The sequence below is a fragment of the Cardiobacteriaceae bacterium TAE3-ERU3 genome (assembly GCA_019218315.1).
Lineage (GTDB): Bacteria > Pseudomonadota > Gammaproteobacteria > Cardiobacteriales > Cardiobacteriaceae > JAHUUI01.
Genome location: JAHUUI010000003.1, coordinates 343,603 through 366,926 on the forward strand (window position 1 = coordinate 343,603; position 23,324 = coordinate 366,926).

Consider the following 23,324-nt stretch of genomic DNA (forward strand, 5'->3'; position numbering starts at 1 on the left):
TTTGTTTATTCTTTGTTTTCTCTAATGTATTTAGATGCCACTTGAAGGCGTTTAATGCTCGATTCAATACCCGGTAGCAAAATAGTAATCGCTAAATCTGGTGATGGCGCGCCCCCCGTGACGGCCAGTCGCGCAGGCTGCCCTACTTTCCCGAAGCCAACCTGATTCTCTTCAACGCAAGCAGCAATAGCGTCATGAACAGCTTGTTCATCAGCCTTATCGAGTGCAGCAAGGCGCTTGGCAAGATCATCGAGCAGCGCAGCAGTTTCTTCGCCTTTAAATGCTTTTTTGGCGGCTTTCTCTGGGTATTCAGTTGGCGCAACGGCAATCCAGTGCATATTTTCCGCCATTTCTTTTAACGTCTTACTGCGCTCCTGATAGTGCGGTATCGCAGCGAGTAGCGCATCATCACTGAGCTCTACGCCAGCCTCAATCAAATGTGGGCGCAGCGGTTCAATCAAGTCGGCGGCGCTGCGCTCTTTCATGTAATGCTGATTGAGCCAACGCAGTTTTTCCGTATTAAATGCCGCTGCAGCACTATGTACATCGTCAATACGGAAATATTTAAGCATTTCTTCTTTGCTAAAGATTTCCTGATCGCCATGCGACCAACCGAGGCGCAACAAGTAATTCAACACAGCTTCTGGCAAATACCCCTGCTTGCGATAATCTAATACGTTGGTCGCGCCATGACGCTTGGATAGGCGCTTACCATCATCACCAAGAATCATTGGCACATGCGCAAAATCCGGTTCTTTATAGCCAAGCGCGCGGTAAATATTGATTTGGCGCGGGGTGTTATTGATGTGATCATCGCCACGAATCACCAGCGATATTTCCTGCTCAGCATCATCGACCACAACACAGAAGTTATATGTCGGCGTACCATCACTGCGACGGATGATAAAGTCATCCAATTCTTTGTTACTGATGGTTATTTTTCCTCGCACTTTGTCATCAAAGCTGACCACACCTTCAAGTGGATTTTTAAAGCGAACCACAGGATTCACACCCTCAACAGGCTCACCACCATTGCGGTATTTACCGTTATAGCGCGGTTTTTCACCTTTGGCTTTTTGCTCTTCACGCATGGCATCAAGTTCTTCTGGCGTACACCAGCAGTGATACGCCAAGCCATCTTCAAGCATTTGATCAATGATCGCGTTATAGCGATCAAAGCGCTTGCTTTGATAAACGATTTCACCATCGTGCTCTAAGCCAAGCCAGCTCATGCCATCCAAAATAACTTGCGTAGATGCTTCAGTTGAGCGGGTTTGGTCAGTGTCTTCGATGCGCAAGCGGAAGATACCGTCGTGCTGGCGTGCATGTAACCAACAAAATAATGCGGTACGTACACCGCCAATATGTAAATCACCAGTCGGGCTGGGTGCAAATCGGGTAATGGTCATAATTCCTCAATCAAATCACGTACAATAAAGCCACATATTGTAACGCAGGAAGGCTTATGCAAACAGAACACCTCAATTTGCCGGCTGGCTCACCCGGCACTCATAGTAGCCTGACAGTTTGGCGCTACGGCCAGCCCGGCGGCAAAAAAGTCTATATTCAAGCCGCACTACATGCTGACGAATGGCCTGGGCTTCTGATGCTCCATCACCTGCACAAGCATTTGGAGCACGCAACGATTAACGGTGAAATCGTGATCGTACCTTATGCCAACCCGCTCGGCATGCGCCAGTTCCTCGGCGGCTACCAGCTCGGACGTTTTGACTTTGATTACAGCGGCAACTTTAACCGTGGCTACCTCAATCTCGGCGAAGCAGCCCTACCTTACCTCGATAAAGAACGCCTGCGCCTCATGGATGACAGTGACGCAGTCATGGCCGTACGTCATGCCATGGGGCAGGCACTTAACGATTGGCAACCACAACTCGAAAGCGAACACCTGCGCAAAACACTCCAACTCCTCAGCTTCGATGCAGATTACGTCATTGATGTGCATTGTGATGCCAATGCCTGCGCCCATGCATTCGTCAATGTTCGCCATCAGCAAACCGGTGAGGCACTGGCACAAGCCATGCAACTTGATGCCCTGATTCTTGAAGATGATCCCGGCTCTATCGCCTTTGACGAAGCGGCATGTAGCCCGTGGTGGAGACTAGAAACCGCACTCGACACAACTCTTCCCTACCCCACCTTTGCAACCACGCTTGAGTTACGCGGCGAACGTGATATCAGTGATGAGATTGCCAGCAATGATGCGGCTAATTTCATGAAATTCCTTGCCCATATTGGCATAGTAGATGGCGAACCTTTACCAGATAGCGATACAGAACTCGGCACCCCGCTTGCTGGTGTCTCGCGCGTCCTCGCACCACACAGTGGACTACTTGATTTTAAAATCGAAGCAGGAGAGCGTGTAGCAGCTGGTGCACTGGTCGCTGAACTGATTAATCTCGACGATCCGTCAGCAACGCGAACCGCATTACACGCACCAATTGATGGCACTGTTTACGCATTGGGTCGCAACCACTTAGTTCGCCCTGGCCATGTCGTTGTCCAAATTGCCGGTAAAGAAGCGATTGGCGACGGCAAGCTTGCTTATTGATCACAACGAGCGCACCATATTGGTGCAAACAAAAAAGCACAACGTGCAAAAACAGGGCAAAACAACCAGACAAAACTGACAACCACTTGAAATAACTTGATATTAATTTTGGCACAAAGTCTGCTAAAAACATATCACAGATTGACATCATTTGAATTTATAAACAGGAGCTCAATATGACCCCGCAATCCATCATCGACCGCATCAAAGAAGAAGAAATCCGCTTTGTAGATATGCGCTTTACCGATACCAAAGGTAAAGAACAACACGTCACCATGCCCGCAGCTGGCGTTGACGAAGACTTCTTTGAAGAAGGCAAAATGTTCGATGGCTCATCTATTGCCGGCTGGAAAGGCATCAATGAGTCAGACATGATCCTGATGCCTGATCCTGAAACTGCGTTCATCGACCCGTTCAGTGAGCACAAAACACTTATCATTACTTGTGACATCATTGAGCCAGACACCCTGCAAGGCTACGTCCGCGACCCGCGTTCACTCGCTAAACGCGCTGAAGCTTACCTCAAGTCATCTGGTATTGCCGATACTGCCCTGTTTGGCCCTGAAAACGAATTCTTTATCTTCGACGGCATCAAATATAAAACCAGCATCAACAAAACCAGCGTTGAAATCCTTTCCGAAGAAGGCTTCTGGAACAGCGACAGCGACTTTGGCGGTACCAATAAAGGCCACCGTCCTGGCCTCAAAGGTGGCTACTTCCCGGTTGCTCCTGTTGACTCACTCAACGACATCCGTGCAGATATGTGCCTCATTCTTGAGCAAGTTGGCCAGACAGTTGAAGTGCACCACCACGAAGTTGCAACCGCAGGTCAGTGCGAAATCGGCGTCAAGTTCCACACCCTGACCCGCAAAGCGGACGAAGTCCAGCAGCTCAAGTATGTGATTCACAACGTTGCAGACGCTTACGGCAAGACCGCAACCTTTATGCCTAAGCCACTCGTTGGCGATAACGGTTCAGGTATGCACGTACACATGTCTCTCGCTAAAGATGGTAAAAACCTCTTTTCAGGCGACGGTTACGGCGGTCTTTCAGAAATGGCGCTGTATTACATTGGCGGCATCATCAAGCACGCCCGCGCGCTGAATGCGTTTACCAACCCGTCAATCAACAGCTACAAGCGCCTCGTTCCGCACTTTGAAGCGCCGGTCATGCTTGCTTATTCTGCGCGTAACCGCTCGGCTTCAATCCGTATTCCATACATTTTCAACCCTAAAGGTCGCCGTATTGAAGTTCGCTTCCCGGATTCGACTGCAAACCCATACCTGTGCTTTGCCGCATTGCTAATGGCTGGTCTTGACGGCATTAAGAACAAGATCCACCCTGGTGACGCCATGGACAAAGACCTCTATGACCTGCCACCAGAAGAAGCTGACAACATCCCACAAGTTGCCTTCTCACTTGAGCAAGCACTTGATGCACTTGAAGCAGATTGCGACTTCCTCAAAGCCGGCGATGTCTTCAGTGAAGATCTGCTCGAAGGCTATATTGCCCTCAAGCGTGAAGAAGTTGAGAAGCTGCGCCTGCAGGTTCACCCACTTGAGTTTGAAATGTACTACAGCTGCTAAACAGCAACGTGATGCACATACAGGCAGCAGCACCCGCTGCTGCCTTTTTATATAGTGCCAAACAAAGCAAGGAGCAACATCTGAGATGAGGTTTTTATTTCTAATTTGCGCAGCAATTCTGATTTATTTTGGTTACCAAAAATATCAAGAGCATCAAACAGAGCAAGAGAATAAATCTTATATTCGCATGGGCGACAAACAGCATTTTTTCCGGCACAGCAATCATCTAAGCAGTCAAAACCGTCACACAATCAACCCTCCACTACAGCAAAATACAAATGCGATGGCCGACAACATTGCTCACAAATGCGTTCATGTGATGAAGCGAAATATTTTATTCGCCATTGCCCCAATACAAAAATGGATGGTGATGGTGATGGCATTCCTTGTGAAAGACAATTGTGTGGGCATTAACCCAATGATGTTAGCTAATAAGTCACATGTCCATCGAACTCACTGACCATCTCACCACCGCCATCATCGTCACCGATGTTCAGGCACGAATTGACAGCCTAAACCCAGCGGCGGAAGACCTCGTTCAGCGCAGTGGTAATGCCTGTTATCAGCATCCACTAGACGAACTCATCTATCACCCCGACGGCTGGCGAACACTGCTCGAGCTTGCTGCATATGAACAGCGCAGTATCGTTGCACGCAATATTGCCATTGACGTCAGCAATACCCGCCAGCGTCACCATGCAGATATTGCAGTCAAACAAATCAACACCAACCAATACCTGATTGAACTCCACACATTCACCCGTGCACACAGCATCATGCACAGTCAAGCTCTACAACACCAAGCTGAGCACAACCGCCTCCTGATCCGCAATCTTGCTCATGAAATCCGCAACCCACTCGCGGGCATTAAAGGAGCCGCACAACGCGTCCGAGATTTGGTAGATGAACGCGCCACCCGCTATCTAGACATCATCATCACCCAAAGCGAACGACTAAACCAATTATTAAAAACCATGACCGGAGAAGGCAAACCAGAGCTGCGTCCGGATAATATCCATCGCACCATCGAGCAAGCCATTGCCGTATTTACCAGTGCACCTGAAAACACAAACATCACTATTCGTCGTACCTACGACCCCAGCATTCCCGATATTCCACTGGACGATAATCAAATCCAGCAAGTCATACTCAATTTGCTCAGCAATGCCACAAAAGCCAGTGATTACCACGGCGACATTACCATCCAAAGTGAAATTGTTCACCAATACACCATTGGTAATATCCGCCACCGCCAAGTCGTCGCCATCCGCATCAGCGATCACGGCTGCGGCATCCCCGAAGCACTACACACTGCAATTTTCCAGCCCATGATCAGCCACTTCCACCAAGGCAGCGGACTCGGGCTTGCGATCGTGCAAAATATCATTCACCAGCATCATGGCGCCGTTGAGCTCGACAGCGAACCTGGCCACACAACCCTATCCATCATCCTGCCGACCACATCATGAACACACACAACTCTGCCATTATTTGGGTCATTGACGACGACGACGCCATCCGCTTTATCATTGAAGACAGCCTGCAAGCCTGGGGCTATCAAACCCGCTGCTGGTCTAATGCACTTGAAGCACTTGATGCCATCGCACAAAGCCACCGCGCCCCTGACCTCGTCATCAGTGACGTACGTATGCCCGGTCTCAGCGGGCTTGAATTACTCGAACACAGCCACCGCCGCTATCCCGACCTACCCTTTATCATCACCACTGCCTATTCAGACCTCGACATCACCGTCAATGCCTACGAACAAGGCGCTTTTGACTACCTCCCCAAGCCCTTTGATTTGGATCAGCTCAAGCATCTCACTGAACAAGCCTTGCGCCCTAAAGCACGGCAAATCAAAACTCCATCACAAACCACAAAAAACAACAACCGCGACATCATTGGCAATAGCCCTGCGATGCAGCCGCTGTTCCGTGCGATTGGGCGCTTGGCAAAAACCACCGTCAATGTCCTCATCAGCGGCGAAACCGGCACCGGTAAAGAACTGATCGCGCGTGCTTTACACAAACACAGCCCCGTTGCCGATGGCCCATTTATCGCACTAAACATGGCGGCCATTCCGCCCGAACTTGCTGAAGCAGAACTCTTTGGGCATGAAAAAGGTGCATTTACCGGCGCAACCAGTACCCGCGCTGGGCGCTTCGCACAAGCCGAAGGTGGCACACTCTTCCTCGATGAAATTGGCGACATGCCTCTTCCACTACAGGCCAAGCTACTGCGTGCGCTAGCTGAAGGTAGCTACTACAGCATTGGCGGGCAGACACTCAAAACCGCCAACGTACGCATCATCGCAGCAAGTCATAAAAACCTTGCCGAACAAGCCGAACTAGGGCGTTTTCGTGCCGATTTATACCACCGCCTGAACGTTATCCACCTGCACCTACCTGCGCTACGTGATCGCCGTGAAGACATCCCCGCACTGATTGACTATCACCTCAGCCAGGCGGCCAAACAACACAATCTACCGCGTAAAAAAATAGACCCCGCCGCACTGCACCAGCTGCAACAGCGCCCATGGCTCGGCAATATTCGTGAACTCGAAAACCTCTGCCATCAGCTCACCATTCTCAGCGCTGGCGACACCATCACCCTCCATGATTTACCAGATGACAACCATAGCAGCAGTAATCTAATCAAGCAGCCGGAAGCACATACAGAAACTGAGCACCAAGATTGGCAAGCCGCGCTCAACCAAGCAGCACGACACGCCCTAAACCATCATGCAGGCCACGCCTACCAGAAATTACTCGACCAATTTGATCAAACCCTCATTGATGCAGCCCTGATCCAAACAGACCACCACATCAGCCACGCAGCAGCACTACTCGGGATCGGGCGTAACACCCTCACACGTAAACGTACGCAAAAAAAATCACAGGCAGATGAATAAATCATTTATATTCAATTAAATTTATACACAAATTCAGCTGACCAAATCTCCATGCAATCTGTGGATATCAATAGCTGTATTCGTGACAAATATTGCAAAACTATCAATAAAATAATATATTTTAAATGAAAAAACAATTAGTTATATTATAAAAATCACATCCTTTACAATTATAAATTTAGCAATTTCTTAGTCAACATAAGTTAAATAAATATCTGCTCACCAAATCTAATAATCTTAGCTATTTAATAACTCATAAGCATAAATTAAACAACATATTATTCAGCTATAGTTTACTCACAAAAAGATTTAGTAACAAAAAAACATTATTATATTGACAATCTATGTTAATTAGATGTATTGTAATAAGCAGAAGCAAATGGTTAACAGTGAATCTTAAACAGAACACTATAATAATTTGCTCCTAAGACACGGAGTACCAATTGGACAAGGATGTCCTTTTGTTACTTAACAAACACAATCATTTAGTGATTTTAGCCCAGAAAACATATAGTTAAATAACTGCTATAACTAAATATTTTGATCCCACTGAAACTCGTGATCTCTATGATCCTGATAATGTGATGTAGTTCATACGAGCCTAACCCCCAATAAAAAAGCAGGTCATATGACCTGCTTTTTTCGTCTGTTGAAAACTTATTTTGACTGCAAGTAATCAATCATTGTATTGACGTCGCTGCACTCAAATGGGTCAGTTTCGCAGTTATCACTGAAGCCATCTTCACAGAAAACCTGCTTGACCACGCCATCTTCGACGTACATTGAATAACGCCAGCTGCGCTCACCAAAGCCGAGGTTTTCTTTCTTGACCAGCATACCCATGCCACGAGTGAAGTCGCCATTGCCATCTGGCAGCATTTTGACTTTCTCAACGCCCTGATGCTTAGCCCACTGGAACATGGTGAATGCATCATTGACGCTCAAGCAATACACCTCATCGACGCCTAAATCTTTAAGCTTGTCGTAATTTTGCTCAAAGCCAGGTAAGTGAGTGCTAGAGCAAGTCGGGGTGAATGCGCCCGGCAATGCAAAGACAACGACCTTGCGACCATCAAAGATTTCATTGCTTTTAACATCCTGCCAACGGAACGGATTTTCACCTTCAACACTTTCATCGCGTACACGCGTCTTAAAAATCATTTCAGGTACTTTTTTGCCAATCATATCGCTCATGACGAACTCCTTTGTTAAGTAAAATGCGCCATCATTATAAGCAAAACTTACTACTGTTCAATAACATTCAATAAAAATGATGACATACCAATACATTAATTTAAATCGTTCAATCGAGCTGTATTTTCCTTATATAAGAGTTTGAATGATCTAAAAATATGTCTATACTACTTCTCCCGACACCTGCTCTCCAGCCCTAATTTCTGTCAGTAAAATTATGTCTACCCTATTCACGCTCATGCCAATCGTTGTCGCTATTTTATGCGGCTTTATGATCGCCCGATTTATTCCGGACAATTGGCAACAGTGGATGGTCAGTATTATTGGACCATTGGTCTGGGTATTGTTATTTTTGATTGGTGCTGATTTTGGTGATTTGTTGGTATCAGCCGAAGCACTCGGTAAAGCATTGCATACAGCACTCTACTTCACCATATTCAGTACCCTGATTCCTGCTGCGATCATTGCATGGATTTATGACCACCACATGGTCAGCAAAAGAAACATCAAGCCCCGCCAAGACGTCTCTCCGACCAGCCTGTGGAAGCCATTGCGCTCTTGCCTGGTTGCCTTATCCATGGTTGCGCTCGGTGCAGCCATGCATTTACTCACCACCTATACCTTGCACATTCATTTGCCATTGCCATCCGTCAACAGCATATTGATTGTGATGGTCTTTCTCGCCGGCATTGACCTCTACCGCCTTGAGCTAAAACGCACCCATTTCGCACCACGCATCTTTATTCTTCCCTTTATGATCATTGCGCTTGGTCTCGCGGGTAGTCAAATTGCTGCTTATATCACCGGTATGGAATGGCATAACGCCATGGCACTGGTCAGCGGCTTTGGCTGGTTTACCTTATCAAGCGTCATGGTCGGTGATGCACTCGGCGCCTATTACGGCACCACCGCATTGCTGATTGACCTAACCCGTGAATTACTCGGCATCATCGTGCTCTATTTGATCGGCATCCGCTACGGCTATATGGCAATGAGCATATCCGGAGCAGGTACGATGGATACCGTCTTACCGATCATCAAAACCAATTGCGGTACCGATAAAGTGCCGCAAGCACTGGTCAGCGGCATTACCTTGAGCCTGCTTGCACCACTCCTGATTGGATTGTTCCTGATCTAATTCAAGATGCTAGGCCGTCTTCCTCAACCAGGCTGCGGATAATATGCCCTGCAATCATCATCCCGAATAGCGCCGGCAAGTAGGAAATCGTGCCGTTTACCGCACGGGCACGACCCGGTTCCGCGCCTTCGATCGGCTGATGCGGTAAAGGCTGACGGCGTGGCTCGTCAGAAAACACCACCGGATAGCGCAGATTACCGCCAAGGTTTTTCAGCGATTTGCGCAGCTCGCGTGCCAATGGGCAACCGCTGGTCTGATTCAACGTTTTTATTTTCACCTTGGTCACATCAAGGCGGTTACCCGCACCCATCGCCGACATCACTGCAATACCGCGCTGCTGTGCGGCGTGAATCAATGCCGCCTTGCACGCAATCGAATCAATACAATCGGCGAGAAAATCAATCTTGCCGAGCGGCTCAAGCAGTGCATCAGCACCATCAGGGCGCAAAAACTGCTGTACCACGACCAGATCAAGATCAGGATTAATATCGCGCAGGCGCGCCGCCATGATGTCCGTTTTGCGTTCGCCAATCGTCGAATGCAGCGCCAGTAACTGGCGATTGAGGTTGGACGGCGACACCACATCGTGGTCAAGAATAATCAAGCGGCCAATACCTGCACGGGCAATTGCTTCTGCGCAGTAACCGCCAACCCCGCCGAGTCCGGCAATCATCACGGTTTTGTCGCGCAATGCGGCTGTGGCTTCAGTGCCTAATAAAATTTCGGTGCGGGCTTGGGCTGTGGGCATGGTGTTACTCTTTAATGGTTAATTGATAGGGCTAAATATTCTTGAATAATCGGCTACAGGGCAAAAAAAACGTCGCGCGTTGTCACTGGTTTGTGCAGCGACCTCATCACGCGATAAAGCGCGCAATTCTGCCACAACACGCGCCACTTCGCCAACGCGCGCCGGTTCGTTGCGCTCGCCCTGATACCCGCAAAGCGGCTGATCAGGCGCATCGGTTTCCAGCAGCACGCGCGAAAAATCCATAGATGACACTTGCCGCCGCAAGCGCTGCGCACGCTCATACGTCACCGTACCACCCACGCCAATATAGCCGCCGAGATCGAGCAATTGCGCCAACTGCTGATCCGAGCCACTGAACGCATGGACGACAAAGCGCACATCAGGATACGTTTTTAACGTTTGTAATACCTGCTCTAGCGCACGGTGCGCATGCAAAATAATTGGCAAATCCAATGATTCTGCCAGCTCAAGCTGCGCCGTAAAATAGCGCTGCTGTAGTTTACGATCTGCATCAATGGCAAAATCCAGCCCTGCTTCACCCACTGCTACCGCGTCGTGATGATCCAGCCAGTCAGCGAGTACATCAATATCCTCTACTGCATGCTGATCGAGAAAATAAGGATGCAAACCATACGCTGCATGGCAACCCGCCACATCCCCGCATAATCTCGCCACATCGGCCCAACTCGCGCGCGACACCGCAGGCACAACAATCTGCGCCACACCCGCTTCACGCGCTCGCTTCAGTACTGCATCGCGATCGGGATCAAACTCGGCAAAGTCCAGATGGCAATGGCTGTCGATTAACATATCAAGCAACTCTGTAAACAAAAGATGCAGTGTACCTTTTGCGCATGAAACACCCAATAACCAAGCGGTAACTCGAATATCTAACTACACTAGTTTAAATTTCATACAAGGCTTATTGCCGTAGCCAATACTTCTAGCACAGCAAGATACGGCAACACCCTATAAAGTTTAGAAAGTGTGTCAATCCAATGGCTGCTGCCCTTTTGGAGAGATAAAATATCCAATGGCCGACATCACGACGAAAGGCATGATCCACCCCAGCCCTAGCTCAGCCAATGGCAGCTTATCGAGTAATGATTGCCACGGTAAAGTAATAGACAAGCTTGAGAGCAGGTCTTGAAAAGCCATCAATACCGTGACACCGACACCCAGTGTATACGTCCAACGGCGGTATCTGATCCATGGATGCAGCATTGAAAGCACAACCAAAGCAATGCTAATAGGGTATAAAAAGACCAGAATCGGAATGGCTATTGCCAGAATACGTTGTAAACCCAAATTTGAAAAAATTGCACCGGTAACGGTAAAGAGCAACACATAATAAGCGTAATCAATTTTTGCATAAAGACGCTTGGCAAAGCTCGCACATGCATTGATCAGGCCGATGCAAGTCGTCAAACAGGCCAGCATAACGATAATTCCAAACACCACGTGCCCCGCTTCTCCCATTAGTTGGGCTGACACGGCTGAGAGCAAGTCTGCACCATTGGCATAACCCGCTGTCTCAGGCACCGTCAGCCCGATCCATGCCAAGCAGAAATAGATGATACCGAGACACAGTGCCGCAACGCATGATGCCTGCACCATGATTGCCACACTATTTGCCCCCTTGCCTTCACGAGCGATCACGGCATTTGCCAACACGGAACCAAAAGCCAGTGCGGCCAAGGCATCCATGGTGAAATATCCTTCGATAATGCCAGCGGTGAAAGGATTTTCCGCAAATTTTGCTGTCGGCTCATGCCCCGATGGTGCTAGCGACATAAACGCCAATACACACAGCAAAGCAATGCTGAGCAACAACAAAGGAGTCAGCATTTTACCAATCAGCTCAACCAAATAACCCGAATGAAGTGCAGCAAAATAGCAAACCGCAAAAAAGACGACTACATAAACAACCAGCCCAATAGAATCAGGCAGATCGGTCAAATGTTTGAAGCCTATTTCATAACCCACATTGGATGCTCGCGGAATGCCATACATTGCCCCGATAGATAAATAAATCAGGATCGCAAATGGCAAAGCAAATATAGGATGCACGCGTCTGCCAACCCCCATCAGTCCGTCAGGTGAGCGCACAATGACAATAACCGTCATCATCGGCAAAGCAATTGCGGTCAAAATAAATCCGGTTACGGCCTGGGGGAACAGGGTTCCTGAATCCATGCCCAACATTGGCGGGAAAATCAGGTTTCCGGCACCAAAGAAGAATGAAAGCAGCATAAATCCATAAAAAACTGGCTGGATATGACGAGAGGTATTCATTAGTAAACTTATGTGTGGATATTTGTTAAAATATTAAAACTATTTTATTTAATTGTCTATATTTTGGTGTTTTAAGTGTATTAACATCAAAAAATCACATCTCAAGCAGTACTTTTAGGAAACCTATAAAATATATAAAACAGAAGTTTATTATTTTAATATCAATTATTTAAACAAGATCAATTCATGTAATATTAGTCATTCTCATCTAACATACAGGAATAACTCTTCAACAGCTATTCATAAGGCTGGAATGAATAATTTATATTGCTTTCTTATTGGTGCATTGAGTTGTTTTGGGCGCAACTGTTAGGTGCGTAGAATCATTACGGCATCGAGCCTTCCAAAGAGCAGCGCAAAATAATACACAACCTATAAAAAGATAATAATTATTTACCCTTAGCATACAAGCAACCAATAGTGGCAACATAACGTACACTGTAAACGCAAATGAAGCCACTTTGGTTTTATTGATGTCTTGGCCAATAATGCAAGCTTTAATTTGCTCGGCAAACCAAAAGAGCTACCGTGGTTGACTATTGAAGTCAAATGCAAGATCAATGTATTTGGTGTTCGAATACAAGCTAGGGGCTGGTCAATGCTTTTACCGTGATAGCAACATCATCAGCCTGTGTAATCGCTGAAATCACCGCAACCCCATCGGCACCGGCACTGCGAACCGCCGCCGCATTTTCCATGCTGATGCCGCCAATACCGACCATCGGCTTATCAATACCTGCTGCACGGATCGCTTCAATCAACCCCGTACCGGCCGGTGCTTTGGCATCGGCTTTCGAGGTTGTTGCATAAATTGCCCCGACACCGAAATAATCAATACCGTCAATATGGCTTGCTGCTTTGGCCTGCTCAAGGGTATTGATGGTCAAACCAATTAACAGCTTTCCCTGGCAACGCGCAATCACGCGCTCGATCGCTTCATCGCCCTGCCCGACGTGCACACCATCCGCGCCAATCGCCAACGCCAAATCGACATCGTCATTGATAAACAACGGCACGCCGTACGCACGACAACGCCGCAAGCACGCTTCAGCCAACTGGCGAATATCATCAGGGTATTGCAACGCCTTTGCGCCCTTCTCGCGCAGCTGAAAGCAGCCAATACCAGCATCAAGCGCACGATCGAGTAAATCGAGTAGCGCAGCCACGCGGTCAGCCGGCTCGCCGACCACATCCTGCGTACCGGCAATAAAATAGACGCTTAAATCATTGAGTGGTGTTTTCATCTCATTACCTCAGCCAAATCGGGCAAGTTTGCATACAAGAATAGCTATCAAAAGCTGTGTTGTGATGCAATTTGAATACTCAACGATACGCCCAGTGGTTGGTCGGGCCGTGCCCATGCCCGATGCCCAGTGGATTGCTGATCGCAGCGGTAATGAAGGCTTTGGCGGTGCGGATCGCTTCCTCGACGCTTCGCCCTTGCGCCAGTTCAGCGGTGATACACGCCGAGAAGGTGCAACCAGTGCCGTGGGTATGTTGGGTGTCGAAGCGCGGTTCGCTGAGGGTAAATTCGCCATCAGGGGTGACGACCAGATCGCTGCTTTGCTCACCACTGCTGTGCCCGCCTTTGATGATGACGGTACGCGCGCCCATATCTTGCAGGATTTTTGCCGCTTTGTGTGCATCGTCCTGATTGGCTATTTTGATGCCGGATAGATGTTCGGCTTCGGGGATGTTCGGCGTAAGTACGTCGGCGCGTGGCAATAGCTGCGTTTTCAGTGCATCAATCGCGTTGTTTTCGAGCAATGGCGCACCGCCTTTGGCGATCATCACCGGATCGAGCACGCACAGGCCGAAGTCGTGCGCCTGCAATGCTGCAGCGACACACTCGATGATTTCTGCATTACCCAACATACCGATTTTGAACGCATCGACGTTGAAATCATCGGCAATGGCGTCGAGTTGTGCGCGGATGGTTTTGGTTGGAATGACGTGAATGTCGTGTACGCCGAGGGTGTTTTGTGCAGTCACCGCGGTGATGGCACTCATGCCAAATACGCCACGTTCCTGAAAGGTTTTCAAGTCGGCTTGAATGCCAGCGCCGCCGCCGCTGTCCGAACCGGCGATGGTGAGTGCTTGAGGGATAGTCATGGTTTGCTCCTTGGATTAAATGATCCGTACTTTTTCTGCTGTGATGCTGCTGGCTTGCAGCTGTGCGAGGCTGTCGAGCAATGCTGTGGTAAAGCTGCCGTTGGCAATGTTATTTTGTGCGGCGTGTTCGCCAGCCGTGGCATAGGCAGCGCAGGCGGTAACGCAAGCGGACAAGGCGTCATCAGCGATGGCAATAAACGCGGCACACACTGCGCCGTGCAGGCAACCCGAGCCGGTAATCAGCGGGAACAGTGACGTGCCGCCGGTAACCTCAATAATCCGTTCACCATCGCTCAGTACATCCACTTCGCCGCTGATAACGGCAACCGTGCGATATTGCCGCGCGACTTGTTTGGCAATGGCGTGTACGTCAGCGCTACCGCTGCCTGCGTCTACGCCTTTACTTTGCCAGTCCACGCCCGCCAGCGTTGCCATTTCACCGGCATTGCCACGAATGGCGGCAAATTGCACGTTGTCGAGCAGATTTTGCACCAGCTCGCGGCGGTAAGCGGTTGCACCAACGCCGACCGGATCAAGCAATAGCGGTTTGCCGTGCCGATTAGCAGCTTTGCCAGCAGCCATCATCGCCGCGACTTGCTCGCTGGTCGGTGTACCAATGTTAATCGCAACAGCGCTAACGATACTGGCCAATTCGTCCATTTCCTGCGGTGCGTTGGACATAATCGGCGATGCACCAATGGCGAGTAAACCATTGGCAACATAATTGGCAACCACGATATTGGTCAGGTTGTGAATCAGCGGATTATCGCTGCGGATGCGGTTGAGTAGTTCGAGTTGTAACATATTTTTTCCTAATCCAAAACCCCGTAAAAACAGGCATTAAAGAGATAATGACAAAATTCAGCATCCTGTTTCCACGGGGAAACCATTAAAACTTGACGTAAAAATACAGCACCAACATGGCAACGAGATACGCCAGTCCCAGCCATGCCCACGCCGACAACCAACGGTTGCCCTTACCGTCGCGGTACAAGGTGAAATTGAGCCACGCGAACATCGGCGCAGAAATAAACGACATGGTCATCGCGAACGGAATCATTTTGCCCACCGAGCTTTGGAAAAAGACGATGATGACAAACGACACGATACTCGCACCGAGCATCCAGTAAAACACTTCGTTGCGCGTGGTGTGCGGGCGCTTGAGCAGCAAATGCACCGCAGTCATGTTGGTGCGCGAATAGCCATCCACAGCGGTCAAAGTCGTACCGTAGATGCAGACAAAGGCGAGCAAGCCGATAAACCAGCGCGTCCATTCGCCAATCGCCTGTGCGTACATATTGACGAACTGCGCGACGTATTTGCCGCCAGCAGCCTGCGGGAAATCCTGCCCGTATTGCATCAATGCACCGAGGGTCATGAACACCAGCGCAAGCACAATGGTCACGCCATAGCCGACGTTGAAATCAAGCATACCGTCACGCAAACTGATTTTGTTCAGGTGCTGCTTTTCCACCACCCACATCGACGTGGCGACACTCAATTCCATCGGCGCGGGCATCCAGCCCATCAGCGCAATCAAGAACGGAATGCTGGCAAACGTCCACGGTGACGGCTCGACAAAGCTGTCCGGCACACGGCTGCCTTCGGTGGCAACGCTCCACACCGCCATCACCAGCGCGATAATGGTAATCACCGTAAGGATTAGCATCAGGTTTTTCGACAGCATGTCGAGAATCGGATATTGCTTTTTCGCCAATATGAGCAAAAAGCTGATTAACACGCCAATGCTCAGCCACGTCAGCGACCAGTCAAACGGCAACAGCGGCGACAACAACGCCGCCGACAATAATGCACCACCGGCAATATTGACCACCGTGGCAATACCGTTGAACAGTAAAAACAGCCACAAATACACATTGCCCTGCGCGGCGTAGCCTTGCAGCACGCTTTGCCCGTTTTGCAGGGCGTAACGATAGGCGAAACGGTAAAACGGATATTTGAGCAGGTTCACTGCGATGATAAATCCGGCTAGTTGCAGGCCGAATTGCGCACCGGCCTGCGTCGAGGCGATGATGTGCGAGCCACCAATCGCCGACGACGCCATAATCAGACCAGGGCCAAACCGGTTGAGGGTTTGTCGTAGCCGCACAGCTTATTCCTGCGGTAATTGCACGGCGTAGTCAGCCAGTGGCTGTACCTTATCAATCATGCCGTTTTCCTTGAGGAACTCTGCCATACGGATGTAGCTGTTATTGTCCAGCGCACGCGGACGCAAGGCCAGACGCGGTAAAGTGTCGCCCCAAGCGCGGCGATTGAGCTCATTGTCGAGATCGTCGGGCTTATACGCCTGAAACGCATCCCACGATTCATCCGGATGATTGAGGGTATAGACGGTCGCTTCTTCAACCGCGGTGAGGAAGCGCTCGAAGCGTTCATCATTGACGTTATTGGCATTGGCGACCAGCACCAGCTCGTCATAAGACGGCACGCCGTGTTCTTCGGGGTAGAATGCCAGCCCCGGATGCCCTTCCAGATCCAATGTGTTCAACTCGAAGTTGCGGTAACCGCCAAATACGGCATCCACCTGACCGGCAATCAGCGAAGGCGCAAGCGAGAAGTTGACGTTAACCCATTTCACGTCGTCCGTAGTCAGACCGGCACTGCGCAGCATGGCACCGAGAAGACTTTGCTCGAAACCGCTGACCGAATAACCGATTGTTTTGCCTTTGAGCTGGGCAATTTCGCTGATACCGCTGCTTTCGAGTACGGTCAGGGTATTGAGTGGTGTGGAAATCAGCGTACCGATGCGCTTGATTGGCAAACCTTCGGCAACCGCCATTTGCAACTGCGGCTGGTAATCGACCGCCAGATCGCCTTGTCCGGCAGCGAGCAACTTGGGTGGCATCGACGGGTCAGCCGGTTCGATAAATTCCACGTCCAGATCGTGCTTGTCGAAAAAGCCCTTTTGCTTGGCAACAATCAGCGCGGCATGGTCGGGATTGACGAACCAGTCGAGCAACACCGTCACTTTATCGGCTGCGAACGACGCGGAGGCTGAAGCAAGTAGTGCTGTGGCGAGGATGGATTTGATAATGGTTTTTTTCATGGTTTAGTCCTTAAGATTGTTCATAAGCATAAGTAAAGAAGTCACGTTCCAACTTGCAACAATGGCGGAACAGCTCTTTGAGGCGCTGCTGCTCCGCTTCCGGCAATTCAGCCATGGCATCGAGTTCACTACGCAACCAGATAACAAACTGCTCGAATTCGGGATTGTTGTGCAAGGTAATCCATTCGTTGAAATAGAACGCTTCAGGCTGATGGTCGCGATAAGTGTCTGCCCACGTCCAGTACGTCCATTCCGCGCACGCCAATGCCACAATACAATCGTAATAGCCCGCTTTTGTTGATTGGGCAATTACATCTGCAAATCCCTGCATTACCGGATTCAAGGCTGGATCAAGGTATTCATCTTCACTAACACCAAGCGCGGCAAACGAGCGCAGGAAGTAGTCATTTTCACCATCGGTGACCACGCTCAAAAAGCCCGACAAACGGTGCATTTGCTCCATGGTTTTGGCGTGAACAATCGCATAAGACACAATGTCTGAAAAATGGCGGAAAAAGGCATAATCCTGAATCAGGTAATACTTGAATGCTTGCTCACTCAAGCGCCCTGTAACCATCTCCTGAATAAAAACGTGATCGGTTGCTTCGCGCCAATAAGGTTCGGCGTGTGCGCGAACGGTTTCCGAAAAAGATTGTTTCGTCATATTTTTGCTCCTTAAGATAAATCCAAACCCATTTGCCAGAACGCCACTTCCATGCGTGTGGCGGTGTCAAAAATATGCTGCAAACGCGCAGCTTGCGTTGGTGATACGTCTTTGGCTAAATCGTCAAACATCTGCCGCGACGCATCGGCGCTGGCAAAAAATTCATCGCTGCTGTACATATCAATCCACGCCTGATAGGGGTTGTCGGCAACCGCGGGCTGTGCGGCGAGTTCGCGCCCGATTTCTGCGTAACCGTAAATGCACGGCAGCAAAGCAGCGTAGAGTTCGGCGAGACCGCCGGTCATGCCACAATCGAGTACATAGCGGGTATAGGCGACGCAGGCCGCAGATTCAGGGACATGTTGTAATTCGGCTTCGCTGATGCCCCATTCGGCGCAGTAATCAATGTGCAGGGCGATTTCCATGTCGAGCATGGCGTTGATACCGGCTTGTCCGGCACGCATTTGCGCAAAGCTGTCGCTTTTATATACCGCCAGCGCCCATGCGCGGGTGAATTGCAGCAGGAACAGATAATCCTGCTTGAGGTAATGCTGGAAACTGGCTTTGGCAAGCGTGCCGTCACCGAGTTGACGCACAAATGCGTGGCGCGTGTAATCCGGCCACGCGGGGCAATTGGCTTTAAGGTCGGCAAAGGTTGTCATGGTTTCTCCTTGGGTTCATTTAGAGATGCTTTTGCCACGGAATCCACTTTTTCAGCAGCGTATCCGTGGTGAAATAGAGAGTCAGGGACATCAGCACCAAAATCAGCAGTGCGGCAAACACCAGCGCCGATTGCATACGTGCATTGGCCTGCAACATCAGGTAACCCAGCCCTTCGGCCGAACCAACCCACTCGCCGACAATCGCGCCAATCGGTGCGCAAGTCACGGCAATGCGCAAACCCGATGCAAGCGATGGCAGCGCGGCAGGTAAGCGGATGCGGGTGAGGATTGCCCAGCGGCTGGCGTGCAAGGTGTGGGCTAGGTCTATCCATTGCGTCGGGGTATTGCGCAGGCCGTCGTAGCACGATGCGGTCACAGGGAAATAAATAATCAACACTGCCATCATCACTTTCGAGCCCATGCCGTAGCCAAACCACAGCACCAGCAACGGCGCGATAGCAAATACCGGTACGGCTTGTGACAACACAAACAGCGGCATCATCACCGCCGACAGGCGCCGCGACAGCATCAGAATCAGCGCCGAACACAAGCCGAGCGAAAAGCCGAACACCAATCCGAGCAGGATTTCGAGCAGCGTGACCTTGGCATTTTTGTATAGCAGAGGCCATTGTTTGACCAGCGTTTGCGCCACGTCCCACGGCGAAGCGACGATATAGCGCGGCAAAGAAAAAACCGTGACCACGAGCTGCCACAGGGCAATCAGCGCTACGGTAATCAAGAGGATTTTGCCGACCTGCTTCATGACAACGCCTCAAGGAGTTTGGCTTGCAACACCGGTTGTGCCGCTTCGGGGGCAAAGCGCGGGCGTGCGCCGTCAGGGATAAATGGCGTACTGATACCGCCTTCGTGCATGACGTAAATCACATCGGCGAGGCGGATGGCTTCGAGCGGGTCGTGGGTAATCAGCAGCACGGTTTTATCGCCGAGCAGGTCAACTGCAAGGCGTTGCAATTCCAAGCGGGTAATTGCATCGACTGCGGAAAACGGCTCGTCCATCAGCACAATGCTCGCTTCAGACATCAAGGTTCGTGCCAGAGCGGCACGCTGCCTCTGACCGCCGGAAAGCTGATACGGTGGCTTGTCAGCGTGTTCGCCAAGTCCGACTTTGTCGAGCATCGCGCGTGCTTGTGTCGCAGTCGTTTTGCTTTGCGAGCCGTGCAGGCGGTGACGCAGTTGCACGTTATCGAGAATGCTTAACCACGGCAATAGCGCATCTTTTTGCGCCATATAGGCAATGCCGTCGTTGTTGTTGAGGGTAATATTGCCTTGTTGGCTTGCGCCGTGGTCGAGCCCGGCAATCGCTTTAATCAGGGTTGATTTACCGCAGCCAGAACGGCCAAGCAATGCAACCCACTGCCCCCGCTCGATATGCAAATCGAGACCGGCAACCAGCGGTTCAGCACCATAGGCGAGTGATAGATTGGATAATTGAATCATCTGGCTTTGCCGGAAAGGCAAAGCAGCGTGTTTTGATAAGACGGCAAGTGGTTCATGCTTGTTTCCTACGTCAGTACTAACTGCTTCAGGTTCACGGGTATGATCTCAGTCCACTCAAGGACACCCCGACAAGTTCACCCTGCTATCGCGCAAGGTGTGCGCATACTCTAACAATCAATGAATCTCAAAATCAAGTACAAACTGTTTTTTATATTCACATTAATAGGTTATCTATGTTATGTCTGTAGGCGAGAAGCCATAAGTTGTGCGGAATACCCTGCTGAAATAGCCACTATCACGATAGCCGACATACCATGCGGTTTCTTGCAGGGTTTTGCCTTCATCGAGCAACAGGCGCATTGCTTCGCGCATACGCAGCTCGCGGACATAAGCGGCGATGGTGCTGCCGGTGCGCTGTTTGAACTGATGTTTGAGATAACATTCATTAAGGCCAACCCGCACAGCAAGCGCACTGATGGTCAAATGGCCGTGGTATTCGCTGTGAATAATGTCAATCACATCATCGATTTTGTTGCTATTGCGGCACTGGTCAGCGGCAAACAATTCACCACACAGATTCAGATACAGGCTTTCGAGCCTGAGCCGGTCGAATAAGGTCGTAGCGGGCTGGGCGATGATTTGCGCGGCCCGTGCCATGGCACGCGGATGACAGGTCAGCTGTGGCAAAGGCTCTAATGGCGCACTGCTACCGCGCTGCAACCATTTTGGCAAAGCAGATTGTTCGTGCCAGCGCTCAAGTAATACTGCGGGGAAATACAATGAGATGGCACGGTTACGGCTGTTGCGCTGCCATGATGCAGTGATGTCGCCCAAGTCACCACGGCAACACCAGATACTGCGATTGTGCACGTCGATATTTTTACCGACAGCGCTGCTATAGAAAGTGTAATCAGCTTCAACCGCAATGTGCAGGCTAAAATGACAGGAAAACGGGATAGCTGGTTCACGTGCCGCGTTACTGGTGTTGATATTAACGCGGCTGAGCAGAGCCCCGTTATCCATCAGATGGTGGTCACCAAATCCCGACCAACCACGCAACAGTGGCTTGACAGTGGTGATGTTGGCGTCGGTTTGTTCGGTTTGCCAATGGGTCGGATCGTAGTGGTTATGTCGTTGACGGCTCATATTTGCAGATGATAATCAATACACAAAATATTGTAGCGCAACGCCACTATTTTCTCACTGCATCAATATCCTCTACAGTCTAATTGCAGAAAAACGGCCACAGAGTAACCAAAAAATAAAAACAAGAACAATGCCTTGTTTTTATGTGCTGTAACCGTTTTTCTGGAGTCCTACTATACTTTGTAGCGCTAAAACGTCACCCCATCAGCAGGATATTACGCAAATGCCTCGAACAATTTTTCATATTGCGGATAGCGCGGTTCGTGCTGCGGGGAAACATCGAGTTGCTCGATATCATCCATTTGCCAATGGCCGGTAAATTCGCGGTGAATTCGGTCGATGTCGTGTTCGGATTCGAGAAAAATTTGCACGGCGCGTTCGTGATTGTCGCAATCCATAACCCCGATGAGGAACAGTTTGCCGTGCTCACGGCCAAGATACCAGACTTCGTGGCGCACGCCTTCACGTTGCAAGGCTGATTTGAGGGTTTGCGGGCAAACAGTCAGGTCATCTACCCACTGGCGAATAATGGTTTCGTCGCACGAAACAGGAATTTTGGCGGCACGGTAGTTCATGTTTGGCGTTCTCCTTTAATCAACAGGATGGCTATAAAGAAGGCGATGATGGAGATCACAATCGCGAGCAGGATGAGTGTGCGATAACCAAAAGCGGCGGCAAGGTTGAGTGCAAGTGCGGAGGCACCGAAGCCGACCAGCATATATACGCTGTATTGCACGGTGAAGATACTGCCGGGGCAATCGCTGGGCGCTGCGTTATCCATCATCAGCGTACTGAGGGTTGCGACGACGCAAGGATAGACAATAAAAAACGCGGTCAATGCGAGGTAGGCGGTTATCGGCGTGACGTGATAGGTAAGCGGCAAGATAGCAACCAGGCCAATAATTTGCACGATAGCAGTGGCCATAATCGCACGATGACGCGCTACGCCGGCAATGATACGACCAGAGGCAAGTGCGGCAATGACGCCTACGATGGCACCATAGCCGTTCATGGCCAAACCGATGTCGGTCAACGCCCAACCGCCGTCAATCAGCATCGGCGTGAGAATACCGTTGGCAAGGCAAAATGCCATTGGCATGGTGATGAGTAACAGCAACCACAACCACTGCTTGCGCCATAACACGAGCTGGGCGATGCCAATTTGGCGGATGGTCGGGCGCACGATGGGTTGCTGTGCCTCCGGTTCACGAAAACAGGCAATTTGCAACCAGCACACGGTCGTCAGTGCGGCGAGGAAGTAAAACACGGTTGCCCAATCACTGACGCTGTAGATAAGCAAAACAAGCCCGCTGCCAATCAGGTTGCCAAGGAAGCCGCCGGCGGTCTGGATGCCGTTGACCATACCGTGCTGCCGGTGCGAGAACAAAATAGTGGCGAGTGCGTCACCGGCGATATCCTGAGTTGCCGAACAGCAGACAAAAATAAATCCGGCGATGGCGATGAGGTGCATATCTTCATCGAGTGACAGTTGGCTGATCCACAGCAAGCAACAAACCATTAAACCTTGCATGAGCAACAGCCAGCTGCGGTAATGCCCGCGCCATGGCAAATTAAAGCGGTCAATCAGCGGCGCCCACAAAAACTTGAAAATCCACGGGAGACCAAGCAGGTAAATCCAGCTCAAATCAGCGAGATCCGCACCACGCTCGCGCATAATGGCGATCAAGGCGATGGAGAGAAACGCCATGCCGAGGCTTTGCGTGATGTAAATACTGGTAATAAGCAGCCAGTGCGCGCGAGGAGCTTTGTGCAT

Annotated in this window: 24 protein-coding genes and 1 riboswitch; of the genes, 6 read left to right on the forward strand and 18 right to left on the reverse strand. The window is 50.1% G+C overall.

What is annotated here, in order from left to right; translation table 11 throughout:
• Positions 1-5: 5 nt before the first annotated feature.
• Complete coding sequence (gltX, locus tag KRX19_07910) at positions 6-1,409, reverse strand: glutamate--tRNA ligase (GenBank protein MBV7434945.1); 1,404 nt, start codon at positions 1,407-1,409, stop codon at positions 6-8.
• Positions 1,410-1,465: 56 nt separating this feature from the next.
• Here gltX and KRX19_07915 point away from each other — a divergent pair, with 56 nt between their 5' ends.
• A complete protein-coding gene (locus KRX19_07915) occupies positions 1,466-2,569 on the forward strand; it encodes a succinylglutamate desuccinylase/aspartoacylase family protein (GenBank protein MBV7434946.1) in 1,104 nt (367 codons plus the stop codon).
• A gap of 176 nt (positions 2,570-2,745) precedes the next feature.
• Entirely contained in the window at positions 2,746-4,155 is a 1,410-nt protein-coding gene (glnA, locus tag KRX19_07920; protein MBV7434947.1) for a glutamate--ammonia ligase, read from the forward strand.
• 47 nt (positions 4,156-4,202) lie between these two features.
• Here glnA and KRX19_07925 read toward each other — a convergent pair whose 3' ends face one another.
• Positions 4,203-4,406: a hypothetical protein gene (locus KRX19_07925; protein ID MBV7434948.1), complete on the reverse strand. Its 204-nt coding sequence runs from the start codon at positions 4,404-4,406 to the stop codon at positions 4,203-4,205.
• 55 nt (positions 4,407-4,461) lie between these two features.
• On the opposite strand from KRX19_07925, the gene KRX19_07930 reads away from it, so the two are divergent.
• Genes KRX19_07930 through ntrC form a run of 3 tightly spaced genes read left to right on the forward strand, consistent with a single transcriptional unit; the run spans position 4,462 to position 7,066 of the window.
• Entirely contained in the window at positions 4,462-4,569 is a 108-nt protein-coding gene (locus tag KRX19_07930) for an excalibur calcium-binding domain-containing protein (GenBank protein MBV7434949.1), read from the forward strand.
• A gap of 26 nt (positions 4,570-4,595) precedes the next feature.
• On the forward strand, positions 4,596-5,624 hold the full coding sequence (locus KRX19_07935; protein ID MBV7434950.1) for a hypothetical protein: 1,029 nt from the start codon (positions 4,596-4,598) through the stop codon (positions 5,622-5,624).
• Entirely contained in the window at positions 5,621-7,066 is a 1,446-nt protein-coding gene (gene ntrC, locus KRX19_07940) for a nitrogen regulation protein NR(I) (protein MBV7434951.1), read from the forward strand. The genes KRX19_07935 and ntrC overlap by 4 nt, the downstream gene beginning before the upstream one ends.
• A 657-nt stretch (positions 7,067-7,723) precedes the next feature.
• Here the strand turns inward: ntrC and KRX19_07945 are convergent.
• Entirely contained in the window at positions 7,724-8,260 is a 537-nt protein-coding gene (locus tag KRX19_07945) for a peroxiredoxin (protein ID MBV7434952.1), read from the reverse strand.
• 217 nt (positions 8,261-8,477) lie between these two features.
• Between KRX19_07945 and KRX19_07950 the strand changes: the two genes are divergently transcribed.
• Positions 8,478-9,398 carry a lysine exporter LysO family protein gene (locus tag KRX19_07950; protein ID MBV7434953.1) on the forward strand — a complete coding sequence of 307 codons (921 nt, stop codon included), beginning with the start codon at positions 8,478-8,480 and terminating at the stop codon, positions 9,396-9,398.
• A 1-nt stretch (position 9,399) separates the two neighbouring features.
• Here KRX19_07950 and KRX19_07955 read toward each other — a convergent pair whose 3' ends face one another.
• The 15 genes from KRX19_07955 to KRX19_08025 form a co-directional block, all read right to left on the reverse strand.
• Positions 9,400-10,146 (reverse strand): tRNA threonylcarbamoyladenosine dehydratase, encoded by a 747-nt coding sequence (locus KRX19_07955; GenBank protein MBV7434954.1) that lies wholly within the window; start codon positions 10,144-10,146, stop codon positions 9,400-9,402.
• An 18-nt stretch (positions 10,147-10,164) separates the two neighbouring features.
• Entirely contained in the window at positions 10,165-10,956 is a 792-nt protein-coding gene (locus KRX19_07960; protein MBV7434955.1) for a TatD family hydrolase, read from the reverse strand.
• Between the two features lie 180 nt (positions 10,957-11,136).
• Positions 11,137-12,441, reverse strand: coding sequence for a branched-chain amino acid transport system II carrier protein (gene brnQ / locus KRX19_07965; GenBank protein MBV7434956.1), 1,305 nt, complete (start codon positions 12,439-12,441; stop codon positions 11,137-11,139).
• A gap of 584 nt (positions 12,442-13,025) precedes the next feature.
• Positions 13,026-13,685: a thiamine phosphate synthase gene (gene thiE, locus KRX19_07970; GenBank protein MBV7434957.1), complete on the reverse strand. Its 660-nt coding sequence runs from the start codon at positions 13,683-13,685 to the stop codon at positions 13,026-13,028.
• A 79-nt stretch (positions 13,686-13,764) separates the two neighbouring features.
• Positions 13,765-14,553, reverse strand: a complete 789-nt coding sequence (gene thiD / locus KRX19_07975; GenBank protein ID MBV7434958.1) for a bifunctional hydroxymethylpyrimidine kinase/phosphomethylpyrimidine kinase — start codon at positions 14,551-14,553, stop codon at positions 13,765-13,767.
• A 15-nt stretch (positions 14,554-14,568) separates the two neighbouring features.
• Entirely contained in the window at positions 14,569-15,357 is a 789-nt protein-coding gene (thiM, locus tag KRX19_07980) for a hydroxyethylthiazole kinase (GenBank protein ID MBV7434959.1), read from the reverse strand.
• Positions 15,358-15,442: 85 nt separating this feature from the next.
• Positions 15,443-16,663, reverse strand: a complete 1,221-nt coding sequence (locus tag KRX19_07985; protein ID MBV7434960.1) for a divalent metal cation transporter — start codon at positions 16,661-16,663, stop codon at positions 15,443-15,445.
• Between the two features lie 3 nt (positions 16,664-16,666).
• A complete protein-coding gene (locus KRX19_07990; protein MBV7434961.1) occupies positions 16,667-17,620 on the reverse strand; it encodes an ABC transporter substrate-binding protein in 954 nt (317 codons plus the stop codon).
• A 10-nt stretch (positions 17,621-17,630) separates the two neighbouring features.
• Positions 17,631-18,284, reverse strand: coding sequence for a TenA family protein (locus KRX19_07995; GenBank protein ID MBV7434962.1), 654 nt, complete (start codon positions 18,282-18,284; stop codon positions 17,631-17,633).
• 11 nt (positions 18,285-18,295) lie between these two features.
• Complete coding sequence (gene tenA / locus KRX19_08000) at positions 18,296-18,946, reverse strand: thiaminase II (protein MBV7434963.1); 651 nt, start codon at positions 18,944-18,946, stop codon at positions 18,296-18,298.
• A 19-nt stretch (positions 18,947-18,965) separates the two neighbouring features.
• The gene (locus tag KRX19_08005; GenBank protein ID MBV7434964.1) at positions 18,966-19,709 is read right to left on the reverse strand and encodes an ABC transporter permease; all 744 of its coding nucleotides are present in this window, start codon (positions 19,707-19,709) and stop codon (positions 18,966-18,968) included.
• The gene (locus tag KRX19_08010) at positions 19,706-20,404 is read right to left on the reverse strand and encodes an ABC transporter ATP-binding protein (GenBank protein MBV7434965.1); all 699 of its coding nucleotides are present in this window, start codon (positions 20,402-20,404) and stop codon (positions 19,706-19,708) included. Before KRX19_08010 ends, KRX19_08005 begins: the two co-directional genes overlap by 4 nt.
• A 45-nt stretch (positions 20,405-20,449) precedes the next feature.
• Positions 20,450-20,542, reverse strand: a riboswitch (TPP riboswitch).
• Between the two features lie 93 nt (positions 20,543-20,635).
• A complete protein-coding gene (locus tag KRX19_08015) occupies positions 20,636-21,550 on the reverse strand; it encodes an AraC family transcriptional regulator (GenBank protein ID MBV7434966.1) in 915 nt (304 codons plus the stop codon).
• A gap of 215 nt (positions 21,551-21,765) precedes the next feature.
• Positions 21,766-22,125, reverse strand: coding sequence for a hypothetical protein (locus KRX19_08020; protein MBV7434967.1), 360 nt, complete (start codon positions 22,123-22,125; stop codon positions 21,766-21,768).
• Positions 22,122-23,324, reverse strand: coding sequence for an MFS transporter (locus tag KRX19_08025; GenBank protein MBV7434968.1), 1,203 nt, complete (start codon positions 23,322-23,324; stop codon positions 22,122-22,124). Before KRX19_08025 ends, KRX19_08020 begins: the two co-directional genes overlap by 4 nt.